General features: G+C 68.9%; 13 protein-coding genes. 9 read left to right on the forward strand and 4 right to left on the reverse strand.

The genetic code is table 11. The features are described 5' to 3' along the window. Positions 1-62: 62 nt before the first annotated feature. Together ACFY6U_RS40780 and ACFY6U_RS40785 are read left to right on the forward strand one after the other, a co-directional pair. Positions 63-1319: a hypothetical protein gene (locus ACFY6U_RS40780; protein ID WP_390046600.1), complete on the forward strand. Its 1257-nt coding sequence runs from the start codon at positions 63-65 to the stop codon at positions 1317-1319. Next, positions 1316-2305 (forward strand): phosphotransferase family protein, encoded by a 990-nt coding sequence (locus tag ACFY6U_RS40785; protein WP_390046602.1) that lies wholly within the window; start codon positions 1316-1318, stop codon positions 2303-2305. Before ACFY6U_RS40780 ends, ACFY6U_RS40785 begins: the two co-directional genes overlap by 4 nt. Here ACFY6U_RS40785 and ACFY6U_RS40790 read toward each other — a convergent pair. The 4 genes from ACFY6U_RS40790 to ACFY6U_RS40805 are packed head-to-tail and all read right to left on the reverse strand — an operon-like array spanning position 2280 to position 6160. Then, positions 2280-3056 carry a succinate dehydrogenase/fumarate reductase iron-sulfur subunit gene (locus ACFY6U_RS40790; RefSeq protein WP_390046604.1) on the reverse strand — a complete coding sequence of 259 codons (777 nt, stop codon included), beginning with the start codon at positions 3054-3056 and terminating at the stop codon, positions 2280-2282. The two genes, ACFY6U_RS40785 and ACFY6U_RS40790, sit on opposite strands and share 26 nt — an antisense overlap. Continuing rightward, complete coding sequence (locus tag ACFY6U_RS40795) at positions 3053-4984, reverse strand: fumarate reductase/succinate dehydrogenase flavoprotein subunit (RefSeq protein WP_390046606.1); 1932 nt, start codon at positions 4982-4984, stop codon at positions 3053-3055. Before ACFY6U_RS40795 ends, ACFY6U_RS40790 begins: the two co-directional genes overlap by 4 nt. 14 nt (positions 4985-4998) lie before the next feature. Then, positions 4999-5820, reverse strand: coding sequence for a hypothetical protein (locus tag ACFY6U_RS40800; RefSeq protein WP_390046608.1), 822 nt, complete (start codon positions 5818-5820; stop codon positions 4999-5001). A gap of 49 nt (positions 5821-5869) precedes the next feature. Further along, the gene (locus ACFY6U_RS40805; RefSeq protein WP_351489927.1) at positions 5870-6160 is read right to left on the reverse strand and encodes a hypothetical protein; all 291 of its coding nucleotides are present in this window, start codon (positions 6158-6160) and stop codon (positions 5870-5872) included. A 344-nt stretch (positions 6161-6504) separates the two neighbouring features. Between ACFY6U_RS40805 and ACFY6U_RS40810 the strand changes: the two genes are divergently transcribed. From ACFY6U_RS40810 to ACFY6U_RS40840, 7 genes are all read left to right on the forward strand, one after another. Beyond that, positions 6505-8763, forward strand: a complete 2259-nt coding sequence (locus tag ACFY6U_RS40810; RefSeq protein WP_390046610.1) for an ABC transporter family substrate-binding protein — start codon at positions 6505-6507, stop codon at positions 8761-8763. Between the two features lie 274 nt (positions 8764-9037). Then, positions 9038-10945, forward strand: coding sequence for a translational GTPase TypA (gene typA, locus ACFY6U_RS40815; RefSeq protein WP_390046612.1), 1908 nt, complete (start codon positions 9038-9040; stop codon positions 10943-10945). Positions 10946-11635: 690 nt separating this feature from the next. Next, positions 11636-12670 (forward strand): ABC transporter permease, encoded by a 1035-nt coding sequence (locus ACFY6U_RS40820; RefSeq protein WP_390046614.1) that lies wholly within the window; start codon positions 11636-11638, stop codon positions 12668-12670. Between the two features lie 87 nt (positions 12671-12757). Continuing rightward, entirely contained in the window at positions 12758-14569 is a 1812-nt protein-coding gene (locus ACFY6U_RS40825; RefSeq protein ID WP_390046615.1) for an ABC transporter substrate-binding protein, read from the forward strand. 93 nt (positions 14570-14662) lie between these two features. Beyond that, complete coding sequence (locus ACFY6U_RS40830) at positions 14663-15643, forward strand: ABC transporter permease (RefSeq protein WP_390046617.1); 981 nt, start codon at positions 14663-14665, stop codon at positions 15641-15643. 22 nt (positions 15644-15665) lie between these two features. Further along, on the forward strand, positions 15666-16727 hold the full coding sequence (locus ACFY6U_RS40835; protein WP_390046618.1) for an ABC transporter ATP-binding protein: 1062 nt from the start codon (positions 15666-15668) through the stop codon (positions 16725-16727). A 13-nt stretch (positions 16728-16740) separates the two neighbouring features. Beyond that, positions 16741-17847 (forward strand): ABC transporter ATP-binding protein, encoded by a 1107-nt coding sequence (locus ACFY6U_RS40840; RefSeq protein ID WP_390046620.1) that lies wholly within the window; start codon positions 16741-16743, stop codon positions 17845-17847. The last annotated feature ends 27 nt before the right edge of the window (positions 17848-17874 follow it).

A 17874-nucleotide genomic window follows, 5' to 3' on the forward strand; every position in this document is an offset into this window, starting at 1 on the left:
CCAGTCGGCTTCGCGACCGGGGCGGAGACAGCCGGGGGACGAGGAGAAATGGGGAGCGGAACATGAAACGGAGCCCGAACCAGGAGAACAACCCGAAACCCACCACCGCCCCGGACCCGGCCCGGCCCACCGGCGAACCGGACTCCCCGTCGGCATCACCCGCCCCCTCCGGCGATCCGGCCTCCGCGCCGGTCCCGGCCGCTCCCTCCGACAACCCGCCCCCCACGCCGGCACCACCCGCACCCGCCGACGCGCCCGCACCCCCGCAGGGGCCACCCGCACCCGACGACGAGAGCCGCACGGGTCGGCCGGGTGGTAAAGCGAAAGCCGGCAGATGGACGCTACGCGTCCTCCTCGTCCTCTTCGTCCTCCTGCTCCCCCTCCTCATCGCCGAGACCGCCCTCCGCATCAACTACGCCGGCGACCCGAAGGCCGGTACGTACAGCCGGAACCGGGACGCCCTCTGGCTCGGTCACGCGTGGGTCGACGGCCGTAGGACCGACGCCGACGTCACCGCCCTCGCCGCCCGGCTCGCGGGCACCGGCATTCGCGACCTCTACGTCCATGCCGGACCACTGGAGCACAACGGCACGCTGCCCAAATCGGCCTATCCCAAGGCCCGTTGGCTGATAACAGCCGTGCATCGAAAACTCCCCGGCGTCCGGGTGCAGGCCTGGCTCGGGGACGAGCTCGCGCCCGAGAAGCCGGATGCGATGCATCTGGAGAAGAAGGCGACGCGCGACGCCGTCGTCGCGTCGGCCCGGCAGGTCGTCGGTGCCGGGTTCGACGGGGTCCACTTCGACCTGGAGCCCCTGCACTCCGGCGACCGGAACTACCTCGCCCTCCTCGACGCCCTGCGCCCGGCGACCCCGCTGCTGTCCGTCGCCGCACACCAGATCGATCCGCTCCCGGCCTTTCACTCCTTCTGGGGTACCGTCACCGGTCATCCGAAATGGTGGTCGCGGGAGTATTTCGGGCAAGTCGCCCGTCGGGTGGACCAGATCGCGGTGATGTCGTACGACACCATGCAGCCGCTGCAGAGCCTGTACGGCGGGTACGTCGCGCAGCAGACCAGCCTTGCGCTGGAGGTCACACCGGCGGACACCGATCTCCTCATGGGGCTGCCCTTCTACCACGAGAACCGGTTCGGGCACTGGGCGCACGCGGAGACCGTGCCGGCGGCCGTGCGCGGGGTTCGGCTGGGACTGTCACGGACGGACCCGGATCGCGCTACCTTCGGCGTCGCCCTGTACGTCGACTTCGCCGCCACCGAGGATGACTGGACCTCCTATCGGAAGGACTGGGTCCGTACGTCATGACAACCGCTCGTGCCCACCTCACCCGTGACGACCTCGCGTCGCTCTCCCGCGAGGCCCTCGGCCGTGCTCCCGCAGCCGTCACCCGGCTGCGCGGCGGGAGCAAGAAAGGCGTCTACCGGCTCGCCCTCGACAACGGCCGGAGCGCGATCGCGTACGTCTGGTCCCCGGAGGAGGACTACTGGGGGCCCGTCGACGCCGACATCCGCGACCCCTTCGCGCACGCCTCCGGCCTCGGCCTGTTCCTGTCCGCCCACGACCTGCTGACCGAACTCGGCGTGCGCACCCCGCGCCTGCTGTTCGCCGACGAGGACGCCCGGCACCTGCCCGCCTTCGCCGCGGTCGTCGAGGACGTCCGCGGCGGCAGCCTGGAGGTGCTGCTGCGCAGCGACCCGGGCGCCGCACGGGTGCCGCTGGCCCGGCTGGCGGGGACGCTCGGCGTGCTCCGCGAGCACGTCTCCGCCGGGTACGGGAAGGCCGCCCTGGTGGAGGAGGGCGGGAAGCCGCTCGGCAGCTCCTGCGAACAGGTCGTCGCGGACCGCGCGATGCGCGACATCGCGGAGGTGGCCGAGCGGGATCCCCGGCTGCGCGAGGCGCGGTGGGCGCTGGCCGAGCGCGTGCACGAGCTCTACGACGCGGTCGAACCGCGCGAGCACGCCTCCCTGGTGCACGGCGAACTCGGCCCGGACCACGTCCTGGTGACCGAGGAGGGCGATCCCGCACTCATCGACATCGAAGGCCTGATGTACTTCGACGCCGAATGGGAGCACGTCTTCGTGCAGCTCCGCTTCGGGCCCGCCTACGACGTGCTGCGCACCGCCGACCTCGACGAGGACCGGATGGCCCTGTACCGGCTGGCGATGCACCTCAACCTCGTCGCCGGGCCGCTCAGGCTGCTGGACGGCGACTTCCCGGAGCGCGAAACGATGCGGGACATCGCCGAGTCCAACCTGCGGCAGGTGCTCAGCCTCCTGCGGGGCGCCTCCTGATCTTCGAGCCGAGCCACACCAGCGGGTCGTACTTGCGGTCGACGGCCCGCTCCTTCAGGGGGATCAGCGCGTTGTCGGTGATGTGGATGCCCTCCGGGCACACCTCCGTGCAGCACTTGGTGATGTTGCAGTAGCCGAGGCCGTGTTCGTCCTGGGCCGTGCGCTTGCGGTCCAGGCCGGTGGCTTCCGCCGCGTCCAGCGGGTGCATGTCCAGTTCGGCGACGCGCATGAGGAAACGCGGGCCGGCGAAGGCCGTCTTGTTCTCCTCGTGGTCGCGGACGACGTGGCAGGTGTCCTGGCACAGGAAGCACTCGATGCACTTGCGGAACTCCTGGGAGCGGTCCACGTCCTCCTGGAACATCCGGTACTCGCCGGGGCCGACCCCGGCGGGCGGCACGAAGGCCGGGACCTCCCTGGCCTTCTGGTAGTTGAAGCCGACGTCGGTGACCAGGTCGCGGATGACCGGGAAGGCGCGCAGCGGGGTGACCGTGACGGTCTCGTCCTGCTCGAAGACGGACATGCGGGTCATGCACATCAGGCGCGGGCGGCCGTTGATCTCCGCCGAGCACGAACCGCACTTGCCCGCCTTGCAGTTCCAGCGGACGGCCAGGTCCGCGGCCTGGGTGGCCTGGATGCGGTGGATGATGTCCAGGACCACCTCGCCGTCGTTCACCTCGACCTTGAAGTCCTCCAGGCCGCCGCCCTCGACGTCGCCCCGCCACACCCGGAAGTGGGCCGTGTAGCCGCTCATTCGTACAGCTCCTCTTCGGCGAGGTACTTGACCAGCTCTTCCTTCTCGAAGAGGGCGAGCAGGTCGGCTCGGATGGGGTCGGTGGTCTCGCGGGTGAGGTCGATCTGGCCGCGCTCCGGGTCGGTGGCCGCCAACCCGCCCGTGGGTTCGGCCAGCCGGCAGAGCAGGTTGACCGGGCGCCAGCGGCGGTCCATCGTCGGATGGTCCTCGCGGGTGTGCCCGCCGCGCGACTCGGTGCGCTCCAGCGCCGCCCGGGCCACGCACTCGCTGACCAGCAGCATGTTCCTGAGGTCCAGGGCGAGATGCCAGCCGGGGTTGAACTGGCGGTGCCCCTCCACCCCGGCCCGGCGCGCCCGCACCCGCAGCTCGGCGAGCTTCTCCAGGGCCTGCTCCATCTCGCCCTCCCGGCGGATGATGCCGACCAGGTCGTTCATGGACTGCTGGAGCGCCTGGTGGAGGGTGTACGGGTTCTCCGGCGGACCGGAGCCGGGTTCCTGGCCCTCGGCGGAGAAGGGCCGCAGCGCCTCGGCCGCCGCCGCGTCGATCTGCTCGTCGTCCACCGCCGGGCGCTCGTCGAGGTCCGCCGCGTGGTCGGCGGCGTGCCAGCCCGCCCGGCGCCCGAACACCAGCAGGTCGGAGAGCGAGTTGCCGCCGAGCCGGTTGGAGCCGTGCATGCCGCCCGCCACCTCGCCGGCCGCGAACAGCCCCGGTACCCCGCGGGCGGCGGCGGTGTCGGAGTCCACCGCGACCCCGCCCATCACGTAGTGGCAGGTCGGCCCGACCTCCATCGCCTCCGCCGTGATGTCGACGTCCGCCAGCTCCTTGAACTGGTGGTACATGGACGGCAGCCGGCGCCGGATGACCTCGGCGGGCATCCGCGTCGACACGTCCAGGAAGACGCCGCCGTGCGGGGAGCCGCGGCCCGCCTTCACCTCGGAGTTGATGGCGCGGGCCACCTCGTCGCGGGGGAGCAGTTCCGGGGGACGCCGGTTGTGGTCCGGGTCCTCGTACCAGCGGTCGCCCTCCTCCTCGGACTCGGCGTACTTCTCCTTGAAGACGTCCGGGATGTAGTCGAACATGAACCGCTTGCCCTCGGAGTTGCGCAGCACCCCGCCGTCGCCACGCACCGACTCGGTGACCAGGATCCCCTTCACCGACGGCGGCCAGACCATGCCGGTCGGGTGGAACTGCACGAACTCCATGTTGAGCAGCGGCGCCCCGGCCAGCAGGGCGAGCGCGTGCCCGTCCCCGGTGTACTCCCAGGAGTTCGACGTCACCTTGAAGGACTTGCCGATGCCCCCGGTCGCGATCACCACGGAGGGCGCTTCGAGGACGAAGAAACGGCCGGTCTCCCGCTCGTACGCGAAGACCCCGGAGACCCGTGTGCCGTCTTTGAGGATCCGGGTGACCGTGCACTCCTGGAAGACCTTGAGCCGGGACTCGTAGTCACCGGTCTCCTTCTCGTCCTCCTGCTGGAGCGAGACGATCTTCTGCTGCAGGGTCCGGATCAGCTCAAGGCCCGTGCGGTCGCCGACGTGGGCGAGGCGCGGGTACTCGTGGCCGCCGAAGTTGCGCTGGGAGATCTTCCCGTCCTTCGTGCGGTCGAAGAGGGCGCCCCAGGTCTCCAGCTCCCAGACCCGGTCCGGGGCCTCCTTGGCGTGCAGTTCGGCCATCCGCCACTGGTTGAGGAACTTGCCGCCGCGCAGGGTGTCGCGGAAGTGGACCTGCCAGTTGTCGTGCTCGTTGACGTTGGCCATGGCCGCCGCGATGCCGCCCTCGGCCATCACCGTGTGCGCCTTGCCGAACAGCGACTTGCAGATCACCGCCGTACGGGCGCCCCGCTCGCGCGCCTCGATCGCGGCGCGCAGTCCGGCCCCGCCGGCGCCGACGACCACGACGTCCCACTGCTGCCGCTCCACCGCTGACATCAGAAGCCCCTGTCCTAAAAGAATCGCGGATCGTCGAAGACACCGGACGCGAGCAGATAGACGTAGAAGTCGGCGAGCGCCACGCTCACCAACGACGCCCAGGCGAGCAGCATGTGCCGGTTGTTGAGCCGGCCGACGAACTGCCACGCCTTGTAGCGCACGGGGTGTTTGGAGAAGTGCTTCAGCTTGCCGCCGACGATGTGCCGGCAGGAGTGGCAGGACAGCGTGTACGCCCAGATCAGCACGATGTTGACCAGGAAGACCAGGGTGCCGAGGCCCATGTGGCCCCAGTGCTCGTGCGTGTCCCGGAAGGAGAGCACCGTGTCGTAGGTCAGCACGCAGGCGACCAGCAGGGCGAAGTAGAAGAAGTACCGGTGGACGTTCTGCAGGATGAGCGGGAAGCGGGTCTCACCGGTGTACTTCGCGTGCGGCTCGGCCACCGCGCAGGCGGGCGGGGACGCCCAGAAGCTGCGGTAGTACGCCTTGCGGTAGTAGTAGCAGGTCAGGCGGAAGCCCAGCGGGAAGATCAGGATGATGATCGCCGGGGAGATCGCCCACCAGCTGCCGAAGAGGTCGGCGTTCGGGCCGGACGGCATGGTCTTGCAGTTCTCGGCCAGACACGGCGAGTAGAACGGCGAGACGTACGGCGCCGAGTAGTAGTGCGCGTTCGAGAAGGCCCGCCACGTCGAGTAGACGACGAACGCGAACAGACCGGCCGCGGTGACGGCGGGCGCCAGCCACCAGCGGTCGGTCCGCAGGTGCGGGGCGGAGATCGCGGCGCGCGTACCGGTGTGTACGCCGCCGCTGTTCGGATGTGGTTCCGTACCAGTGGCCAAGGGGATGACTCCGGTCGGGTCGGGGGTCGGGGCCTGCGGGCGGGCGCTCCTAGGGGGCGTGCCGGTCGCGGGCGCCGAGACCCTCGTCGTCCGTGTCCGTCCACAGGTTGATGTCGTACGGGTCGTCGGAGATGGTGACGAGTTCGGGCCGCTTGCCCGGGGCGCCGGTGTTGGCCGCCTCACGCAGCAGTGCCACGCTCTCGCGCAGGTGATCGGCGTCGGAACGGACGCGGCGCATCTCCAGTCCGCCGCTCCCGAGCTGCTGCTCCAGGCGGCCGACGGACCGGTTCAGGTCCTCTAGGCAACGCTGGACTGACGTCAGGTCGTCGTGCACGGACATGACGTGACCTCACTTCCGCGGACTTCGTGGTCCAAGGCGGCAACGTTCATGCGCCTGCGAGTGTTGCGCGTCACACCTGCCGATGTGAAGCCATGTGCAGCGATTGGCGGATTGCGCGCCTCCGTCGCACGCCCGCACGCGCTCTGTGTGCGCCGGGATGAGCACGGCATTGCGCCGCACGGGTGGCGTTTGGCGGCCTCCGCCGCCGTGTCGTCCCGGGCCGACGGACCCCGTCCATTTCAGTGGGGTCCGTACTTCTGACGTACATGTGATCAACTCCAAAATACCCCCAAATGTGAACAGACCGCACCCGTGTTCACGGGGCCTCCCGGAGGTAAGCAGAGATGTCTCACCACGGCGTCGGCCACAGCGCCCCTTCAGGGGCGCGGGGAACTGCGCGACCAGCCACAACGGCGCCGCAGCCGAAGGACGGCCCATCGCGGCACCACCAGCGAAGCGCCCTCGCCTTCCTCGCCGCCGGCGCCCTCGCCCTCCCCCTGCTCGCCGGCTGCGGCTCCGACGACGAGGGCAGCAAGCCGCTGGCCGGGCAGGACATCGTGCCGGTCGCCCGGGACGCGGTCGCCGAGGGCGGCACCCTGAAGATGGCCGTGGACGCCGTACCCGAGACGCTCAACACCTTCCAGGCCGACGCCGACGCGGGCACCACCCGGGTCGCCCAGGCCGTCCTGCCGTCGATGTTCACCATCGACGCCACCGGGAAGCCGGTCCGCAACCCGGACTACCTGGAGTCCGCGAAGGTCATCGAGACCGAGCCCCGCCAGGTCGTCCTCTACAAGCTCAACCAGCAGGCCGTCTGGAGCGACGGCCGGGAGATCGGCGCCGCCGACTTCGCCGCCCAGTGGCGCGCCCTGTCCGGCAAGGACTCCGCCTACTGGACCGCCCGCAACGCCGGCTACGACCGCATCGCCCAGATCGAGCGCGGCGCCAACGACCTGGAGGTCCGGGTCACCTTCGACCGGCCGTACGCCGACTGGAGGTCGCTGTTCTCGCCGCTGTACCCGAAGGACGTCATGGGCACCCCGGACACCTTCAACGACGGCGCCCGCCGCAAGCTCACCGTCACCGCGGGCCCCTTCCGGGTCGACAAGGTCGACACCGCCAAGAAGGACGTGATCCTCACCCGCAACCCGCGCTGGTGGGGGCGTCCGGCCAAGCTGGACGAGATCGACCTGCACGCCGTGGACCGCGCGAAGCGGGCCGCCGCGCTCGCCGCCGGCACCGTCGACGTCGCCGACATCGACGCCGCCGACGCCGACCGGATCACCGTCGCCGGCCGGGAGAAGGGCACCGGCCTGCCCTTGCAGGGCGCCGGGAAGACCTCCGCCAAGAAGCTGCGGTCCTGGGCGCTGACCCTCGGCATGGACGAGGAGAAGCTGCCGAAGGGGCCGAAGAAGCTCCGCAGGAGCATCGCCAAGTGGCTGGAGCAGCAGCACGAGCTGCGTGACTTCGCCGTCCGCAAGTCGCTGGAGCCCGCCTACACCCAGCTCGCCCTCAACGGCTCCGAGGGCCCGCTCGCCGACGAGCGGGTGCGCCGGGCCGTCGCCCGCGCCCTCGACCGGCAGGCGCTCGCCAAGCTGGTCCTCACCCCGCTGGGGCTGCCCGCGGTGCCGGTCGGCAGCCACGTCGCCCTCTCCGGGCAGGCCGCCTACACCGACGGCAGCGGGGCGATCGGCGGTCTCGACACCCACGAGGCGCAGGCCCTGCTCGCCGACGCGGGCTGGGTGGCCGGCGGCCCGGTCAGGAACCCGGGCAAGGCGGCCGGCGCGGAGGACGAGAAGAAGGGCGACAAGAAGAAGGACGACAGCGAGCAGGGCGACGAGTCGGACGGCGGGCACGACGGGCAGTACATCGTCGGCGAGGACGACAAGGGCACGGACGACAAGGGCCCGGACGACAAGGGCACGGACGACAGGGACACCCGCGACCACCAGAAGGACCACGCCCACGGGGCGCCCGGGGCGTACGCGCCCAAGGGCACGGCGGCGCCCAGGGGCGCGGGGGCGCCGGCCGGGCCGCTGGCCAAGGACGGGAAGGCGCTCTCGCTGCGGTTCGTGCTGCCGTCGGGACCGGGCTCGGAGACCCTCCAGACGGTCGCCGGCCAGATCTCGCAGATGCTGGACAGGGTGGGGATCGCGACCGAGATCCAGAAGGTCTCCGACGACAGCTACTTCAAGGACCACATCGCGGCCGGGCAGTACGACCTCGCGCTCTACTCGTGGCCGTCGTCCGCGTTCCCGGCGACGGACGCGCGGCCGATCTACGCGAAGCCGGTGGTGGCGGCCGACGGGTCGCTGAACGTCGAGCAGAACTACACGCGGGTCGGCACCGACCAGGTGGACCAGCTCTTCGACCAGGCGCTGGGCACGCTGGACGAGGACGAGGCGGACGGGCTGCTGCGCAAGGCGGACTCCAGGATCTGGGCGTCGGCGGGGTCGCTGCCGCTGTACCAGCGGCCGCAGCTCGTGGGCGCCCGGAAGGACCTGGTGAACGTGGGCGCCTTCGGCTTCCAGACGCCGGTGTACCAGGACATGGGGTTCCTGAAGAAGGGGGCGAAGGCGTCGCCCAGCCCCGGCAAGGGGTAGGGCGTTCGGGGCCGTCGTCGGGTGCCGGGTGTGCGGGGGCTGGTCGCGCAGTTCCTCCCCCAGCCTTCGGCCGGGGGTACCCCCAGCGCCCCTGGGTTCTCCGCCGATCGCTCCTTGATGAGCACCCTGAGCTGCATATTCGTATCCCCGCGAGCCGCCGGTCGATCGGCCCCGTACCATGGGGTGAGGCCGTGGCGTGTTCAGCCCGGCAGGGTCCGCGTAACACAGACGTACGCGCAGACCCCTTCCTCACACTCCGGGAGTACGCCGCACTATGGCCACGCGCCACGACATCCGCAACGTCGCCATCGTCGCCCACGTCGACCACGGCAAGACGACCCTCGTCGACGCCATGCTGAAGCAGGCCGGTGCCTTCGCTGCGCACGCCGCCGAGTCGCTCGACGACCGAATGATGGACTCGAACGACCTGGAACGTGAGAAGGGCATCACGATCCTGGCCAAGAACACGGCCGTGAAGTACCACCCCAAGGATGGCGGCGACGTCATCACCATCAACATCATCGACACCCCGGGCCACGCCGACTTCGGAGGCGAGGTCGAGCGCGGTCTGTCGATGGTGGACGCGGTCGTCCTGCTGGTCGACGCCTCCGAGGGCCCGCTGCCGCAGACCCGCTTCGTGCTGCGCAAGGCCCTCCAGCAGCGCCTGCCCGTCATCCTGTGCATCAACAAGACGGACCGCCCGGACTCCCGGATCGACGAGGTGGTCAACGAGACCTACGACCTCTTCCTCGACCTGGACGCCGACGAGGACCAGATCGAGTTCCCGATCGTCTACGCGTGTGCGCGTGACGGTGTGGCCTCGCTGACCAAGCCGGAGGACGGCACCGTCCCGGCCGACAGCGACAGCCTGGAGCCGTTCTTCTCCACGATCCTGGCCCACGTCCCGGCTCCGGAGTTCGACGCGGAGGCCCCCCTCCAGGCGCACGTCACCAACCTGGACGCCGACAACTTCCTCGGCCGTATCGCCCTGCTCCGTGTCGAGCAGGGCGAACTGCGCAAGGGCCAGACCGTCACGTGGATCAAGCGTGACGGCACGATGTCCAACGTGCGCATCACCGAGCTGCTGATGACCGAGGCGCTCACCCGCAAGCCCGCCGAGATGGCCGGTCCGGGTGACATCTGTGCCGTCGCCGGTATCGCGGACATCATGATCGGCGAGACCCTCGCCGACACCGAGAATCCGATCCCGCTGCCGCTGATCACGGTCGACGAGCCGGCGATCTCGATGACCATCGGCACCAACACCTCGCCGCTGGTCGGCCGTGGCGGTACCGGCAAGGGCGCCGACAACAAGGCCGCGGTCAAGGACCGCAAGGTCACGGCCCGACAGGTCAAGGACCGTCTCGACCGCGAGCTGATCGGTAACGTCTCCCTCCGCGTGCTCGACACCGAGCGCCCGGACGCCTGGGAGGTCCAGGGCCGTGGTGAGCTGGCGCTCGCCATCCTGGTCGAGCAGATGCGCCGCGAGGGCTTCGAGCTGACCATCGGCAAGCCGCAGGTCGTCACGAAGCAGGTCGACGGCAAGACCTACGAGCCGGTCGAGCGTATGACGATCGACGTGCCCGAGGAGCACATGGGTGCGGTCACGCAGCTCATGGGTGTCCGCAAGGGCCGGATGGACAACATGTCCAACCACGGCTCCGGCTGGGTCCGCATGGAGTTCGTGGTGCCGTCCCGCGGTCTCATCGGCTTCCGTACCGAGTTCCTGACGCAGACGCGCGGCACGGGTATCGGGCACTCCATCCACGAGGGCCACGAGCCCTGGTTCGGCACCCTGCAGACCCGTAACAACGGCTCGCTGGTCGCCGACCGCTCCGGTGCCGTCACCGCGTTCGCGATGACGAACCTCCAGGAGCGCGGTGTGCTGTTCGTGGAGCCCGGCACCGAGGTGTACGAGGGCATGATCGTCGGTGAGAACTCGCGCTCCGACGACATGGACGTCAACATCACCAAGGAGAAGAAGCTCACGAACATGCGGTCTTCCTCGGCCGACTCGTTCGAGGCGATCGTGCCGCCGCGCAAGCTGTCGCTGGAGCAGTCGCTGGAGTTCTGCCGTGACGACGAGTGCGTCGAGGTGACCCCGGAGGCCGTTCGCATCCGCAAGGTGAACCTGGACGCCCGCGAGCGGGCCCGTGCCGCCAGCCGCGCCAAGCACGGCTGATCGCAGGACACTTGAGCCCGGGTGCCCCCATGATGGGGGTGCCCGGGTTTTTTGCAACCCGTTTTCGAGTGGGCGGGACTCGGCCAACTTCAGGCCGCTGTCCGAAATGCGGAGATCTTCGCCCGATAGCCATGTAACAAGTCCGTTTCGCGGCCTTCTCCCGTCGAACGCTTTGTCCATTTTTCGGAAGAACTACGCGCCAGCTGTGACTGAATTGAGATTTAAAGACAGTGGTCGGCACCTGGCTCATGGCAGATAGTTAGCCGCGTAGCGCTCGGGTCAATGGGTCTCGCGCTGTGGGGACAGCGCCCGACTCACGAGCACCAGGGGGTGTCTGGCCCTCCGTCAGGGGTGTCGGAGGGTATGGACGGAAACCTCCTGTCGGTGAACACGTGAAGTCATGAGGAGAAGTCCCATGTGCAGTGTCACAGGCACTAGGTGGGTTCCGTCGTCGGCCATGCCGGCCGTCGCGTCCGACTGTCCTTGTTCGTCCGGCGGTTGGTTCTGAGGCAACTGCCGGCAGCGTAGCGCCGTCGCTCGCCTACGCGCGTCCGGCTGGGGTGTTCCCGTCCATGCGGGGATGCCTTGACGCTTCAACGGATCACGCCTCATCGGATCATGCCACAGCGGTCGCGCACCCGTGCCCCGGCCGCCGATGCGGCACACCCATACCTGTGAATTGGACGAACTGTGACAAGTCCTACGGACATTGAGGGCGGCGGACGGTCGGTCGTCGTGGACGGCGGACCGGAGCCCGACACGAAGACCGGGACGGTGAAACTCGAAGGCCGCTCGCCCGGCCAGCTGATGTGGATCCGCTTCAAGCGCGACCGCACCGGCGTCATCTCGGCGTTCGTCGTGGCGTTCTTCTTCCTCGTCGCAGCGGCGGCCCCGCTGATCTCGAAGCTGTACGGCAAGAACCCGTACACCATCTACGCCGACGAACGCCCGGAACTCTTCGACAGCGCGGGTGTGCCGGTGCAGCCCAACGGCGGCATCAGCAGCGAGTTCTGGTTCGGCCTCGAACCGGGCAACGGCTACGACGTGTTCACCAAGCTGATCTACGGCATCCGGACCTCGCTGACGATCTCCGTGGCGGTCACCGTCGCGGTCGTCCTCACCGGAATCCTCCTCGGTGTCACCGCGGGATACCTCGGCGGCAAGACCGACTTCTTCATCGGCCGGATCATCGACTTCCTGCTCGCCTTCCCCGCGCAGTTGTTCTTCATCGCCAGCATGCCGGTCGTGGTCTCGCTGTTCGTGAGCCCGCGCGACCAGACGCCGACCTACGTGCGCGTCGTCGCGCTGATCGCGGTCCAGTGGGTGCTCGGCTGGATGAGCCTCGCGCGCATCCTGCGCGGCACCACACTCGCCCTGCGGGAACGGGAGTTCATCGAGGCGGCCAAGGTGAGCGGCGCCTCGCCCTGGCGGATCATCCGCAGGGAGGTCCTGCCGAACGTGGTGACGCCCTTGCTGGTGCAGACCACGTACACGCTTCCGTACCTGGTCACGAGCGAGGCGGGCCTGTCGTTCCTCGGTGTCGGCATCGTCGAGCCCACGCCCGACTGGGGTCAGATGTTCTCCAAGGCGTCGACCGAGCTCGTGCTGCAGAACGACATCACGTACATGTTCTTCCCCGGCGTCTCGATGGTCGTCTTCATCGTCGCCTTCAACCTGCTCGGGGACTCGGTCCGGGACGCCTTCGATCCCAAGACGGCGCGCTGACCGGGAGCTTGTGGGCGTCCTCGCCCGGATACCGCACGGCCATTTCCTTCGCACCGGCGTACACACAGATGGGTGGAGACTTCAGTGATGAGTAGGGGCGGACGCCATGCATACGCCACTTTGTCGATATTTGCGGCCGGGGCACTCGTGCTCAGCGGCTGCAGCAAAGGCGGCAGCAGCGCCAGCGACAACAACAAGAAGGACCAGCAGAACGCCAAGCAGCAGCAGGCCTCGATCAAGTTCGGCGACGCGGCCGACTCGACCGGACCCGCGGCCGCCGTGCCGGGCGCGAAGACCGGCGGCACCCTGGAAGTGCTGCAGCGCGACTCGTACGCGCACCTCGACCCGGGGCAGATCTACGTCTCCGACGAGGGCTCCCTCGCCACGCTGATCCACAGAGGCCTCACCGGCTACAAGTCGACCGACAACAAGGGCGTCGGCCACGAGGTCGTCGGCGACCTGGCCACCGACTCCGGTACCACCACGGACGGCGGCAAGACCTGGAAGTACACGCTCAAGGACGGCATCAAGTTCTCGGACGGGACGCCGATCACGTCCGCGGACTTCCGCCAGACCTACGAGCGGCTCTTCGCGTCCTTCATCAACCAGGGCCCCACGTACCTCCAGCAGTGGCTGGCCGACACCAACGGTGCCGACTACCGCAAGCTGCTCCCGGACGGCCCCTACAAGGGCAAGCACCTGCCCAACAGCATCCTGGAGACGCCCGACTCCAAGACGATCATCTTCCACTTCAAGACGGCCCACCCGGACCTGCCGTACGCGCTCGCCATGGCGGGCTACGCGGTCGTCTCCAAGAAGGGCGACACGAAGGAGAAGTACGACAAGGCCCCGCTGACGAGCGGCCCGTACAAGATCCAGTCGTTCAAGTCCGGCAAGTCGATGGTGCTGGTCAAGAACCCCAACTGGGACCCGAAGACGGACCCGATCCGCAACCAGTACGTGGACCAGATGAACTTCCAGTTCAACGTCCAGTACGAGGACTCCACCAAGGCGCTGCTCGCGAACAGCGGCGCCGACCAGACCGGCATCAGCTTCAACAACTCGGTGGACGCGGGCAACATCTCCCAGGTCCTCGGCGGCGACGCGGCCCTCAAGGCCCGTACGGTCGCCGGCTACCAGCCCTACGTAGGCCAGATCAACATCAACATGAAGCACTCGGCGCTGCAGGACAAGACGGTCCGCCAGGCCATCGCCTACGCCCTGCCGATCACCCCGATCATCCGGGCCTTCGGCGGCAGTTCGGCCGCAGAGGTCGCCGGCGGCTACATCAGCCCGACCGTCAGCGGCTACGACGCCTCCTTCGACCCGTGGGGCAAGAAGAAGAACCCGGGCGGTGACGCGGCCAAGGCCAAGGCGCTGCTGAAGAAGGCCGGCAAGGTCGGTCTCAAGCTGACCTACGGCTACCAGAACACGCCTGAGGGCCAGCAGTACTCCACCGCCATCGCCGCGGCCCTGGAGAAGGCCGGCTTCAACGTGCAGCGGCAGGACATCCCCGCCGAGACCTACTACGACCAGGTCGGCAAGGTCGACAACAACTACGACATCTACGCCTCCGCCTGGGGCGCCGACTGGCCGTCCGCCTCGACCGTGATCCCGCCGCTGTTCGACGGCCGCGCGATCGCCGACGGCTCGCCGAACTACTCGCACGTCAACGACGCCAAGGTCAACGCCGACATCGACGCCGCGAACAAGATCAGCGACCCGGTCAAGTCGGCCGCCGCCTGGGAGAAGATCGACCAGTACCTGGTCACGGACGTCATCAACGCTGTTCCCACCATCGACTACAAGCAGGTCCAGATCGCCGGTTCCAAGGTCGGGGGCCTCGTCTACGACAACGTGATCGGCGGCATCGACCCGCGTCGCCTCTACATCAAGTAACCCCGCCCGCCCGCCGGTACCCGGTGCGTGCGCCCCTCGGGGCGACACCGCACCGGGTACCGCCCGGCCCGCCGACGTCAGAAAGCCCCTCGCATGCTGCGCTTCCTCGTCCGCCGGATCCTCGGTGCCGTGGTCATCCTCTTCTTGCTGAGCATCGTGACGTTCCTGCTGTTCTTCGGGATGCCGCGCGACCCGGCCCTGCTGATGTGCGGCAAGACGTGCAATCCGACCAGCCTGGCCAACATCCACCACGTGCTCGGCCTCGACAAGTCCATCCCCGAGCAGTACTGGATCTTCCTGCACAACCTGATCCTGGGCAGCGACAAGTTCGCCCAGGGCCCCTGCCCCGCCCCCTGCTTCGGGTACTCGTACCACACCAACGACCCGGTCTGGTCGACCATGATGGACCGGCTGCCCACCACCGTCTCGCTCACCCTGGGTGCCGCGGTGGTCTTCCTGACCGTCGGCCTGGGCACCGGCATGATCGCGGCTTGGAAGCGGGGAACCCTGCTCGACAAGACGGTCACGGCCGGCTCGATGGTGCTCAGTTCGATGCAGATCTACTTCCTGGGCCCGCTGGCGCTCGCCGCGCTGGTCTACCAGTCCCACATCTTCGACAAGCCCGCCTACAACAACTTCACCGCGAACCCGATCACCTGGTTCACCGGACTGATCATCCCGTGGGTGGTGCTGTCCACGATCTTCGCCTCCCAATACACCCGTATGGCGCGCTCGTCGATGATCGAGCAGCTCCAGGAGGACCACGTGCGCACCGCCCGCGCCAAGGGCATGTCCCGCCAGTACGTCTTCTTCCGCTACGCCTGGCGCGGCTCGCTCATCCCGATCGTCACCATCTTCGGCATCGACCTCGGCTCGCTGCTCGGCGGTGCCATCATCACGGAGTACACCTTCGGACTGCCCGGCCTCGGGCGACTCGCAGTGGAGTCCGTGCAGTTCAGCGATCTGCCGTTGCTGCTGGGCGTCATGCTGTTCTCCGCCTCCATGATCCTGCTGTTCAACATCATCGTCGACGCGGCCTACGCGTTCATCGACCCGCGCGTCCGGCTGTCCTAGGCCGGGCAAGAGGAGAACCGTCGTGACCACTCTGACCAAGGGCGCCGGCACCCCCGCACCGGCCGACGCGGGTGCCTTCCTCTCGGTGCGGGACCTGCACGTCAGCTTCAAGACCGAGGACGGCGTGGTACGGGCCGTGGACGGGCTGTCGTTCGACGTGGAGCGGGGCAAGACCCTCGGGATCGTCGGCGAGTCGGGCTCCGGGAAGTCGGTCACCAACCTGACCATCCTCGGGCTGCACAACCCCCAGTTCACCACGGTCGAGGGCGAGATCCTCCTGGACGGCCAGGAGCTGATCACCGCCCGCGAGTCCGAACTGGAGAAGGTGCGCGGCAACAAGGCCGCCATGATCTTCCAGGACCCGCTCACCGCGCTGTCGCCGTACTACACGGTGGGCCGGCAGATCGCCGAACCGTTCATGAAACACCGGGGCGCCTCCAAGCGGGCGGCCTGGGACCGGGCGGTCGAGATGCTCGCCAAGGTCGGCATCCCCAACCCGAAGGAGCGGGCGAAGGACTACCCGCACCAGTTCTCCGGCGGTATGCGCCAGCGCGCGATGATCGCGATGGCCCTGGTCTGCGACCCCGACCTGCTCATCGCCGACGAGCCGACCACCGCCCTGGACGTGACCGTGCAGGCGCAGATCCTGGACCTGCTCAAGGACCTGCAACAGGAGTTCGGATCGGGCATCATCTTCATCACCCACGACCTGGGGGTGATCGCCGACATGGCCGACGACATCATGGTGATGTACGCGGGCAGCGCGGTGGAGCGCGGCACCACGGACGAGGTCCTGCGCGCGCCCCAGCACCCGTACACCTGGGGCCTGCTGAACTCGATGCCGCGCCTCGACTCCGACCTGGCCGCGCCGCTGAACCCGATCCCCGGCACCCCGCCCTCCCTGCTGACCCCGCCCTCCGGCTGCCGCTTCCACCCCCGCTGCACCTTCCAGGACCGGGTCGGCGGCACCCGCTGCGTCACCGAACGCCCGCTGCTGGGCCCCGACCGCTCCGCGGCCTGCCACCTCACGGCGGACCAGAAACGCACCATCTTCATCGAAGAGATCAAGCCCCGTCTGGGCTAGGAGACGACACGTCATGACCCAGGACACGGTCCTTCCCGCCCCGCGCGAGGCGACTGCCGGTGAACCGCTGTTGGAGGTCTCCGGCCTGACCAAGTACTTCCCGGTCAAGGGCGGCTTCCCGATCCGGCGCACGGTCGGGCACGTCCAGGCCGTGGACGGCATCGACCTGACCGTACGGGTGGGCGAGAGCTTCGGCCTGGTCGGCGAGTCGGGCTGCGGCAAGTCCACGACGGGCCGCCTGATCACCCGCCTGCTGGAGCCGACGGACGGCACGATCAAGTACCGCGGCCAGGAGATCGGCCACGCCTCCCGCCGGCAGCTGGCGCCGATCCGCTCCGAGATCCAGATGATCTTCCAGGACCCGTACTCGTCGCTGAACCCCCGGCAGACGGTCGGCAAGATCATCTCGGGCCCGATGGAGATCAACGGCATAGAACCGGAGGGCGGCCGCGAGAAGCGGGTACGGGAGCTGCTGGAGATCGTCGGTCTCAACCCGGAGCACTTCAACCGCTTCCCGCACGAGTTCTCCGGCGGTCAGCGCCAGCGCATCGGCGTGGCCCGCGCGCTGGCCCTGGAACCGAAGCTGATCGTCGCCGACGAACCGGTCTCCGCCCTGGACGTCTCCATCCAGGCCCAGGTGGTCAACCTCCTCCAGCAGGTCCAGAAGGAACTGGGCATCGCGTTCCTCTTCATCGCCCACGACCTCGCGATCGTGCGGCACTTCTCGCAGCGCGTCGCGGTGATGTACCTAGGCAAGATCATCGAGGTGGGCGACCGGGAGGCGATCTACAGCCGCCCCCGCCACCCCTACACCCACGCCCTGCTCTCGGCGGTACCGGAGGTCAGCCTCACGGACGAGCCGGACGCGGTCGGCCGCGAACGCATCCGCCTGGCCGGCGACGTCCCGTCCCCGATCTCCCCGCCCTCCGGCTGCCGCTTCCGCACGCGCTGCTGGAAGGCCCAGGACAAGTGCGCGACGGAGGAACCCCCGCTGGTCCGGATCTCCGGCAACCACGAGGGCCACCTCACGGCCTGCCACTTCCCGGAGGACCCGACGACCGAGGCCCGGGACGAGGACATCGTGCTGGATCCGGCGCTGGCGGCGCTGGAGGAGGAGTAGCCCTCTCCTGCCGGACGGCGGCGGGCC

It is taken from the genome of Streptomyces sp. NPDC013157 (assembly GCF_042899865.1).
Classification (GTDB): Bacteria; Actinomycetota; Actinomycetes; order Streptomycetales; family Streptomycetaceae; genus Streptomyces.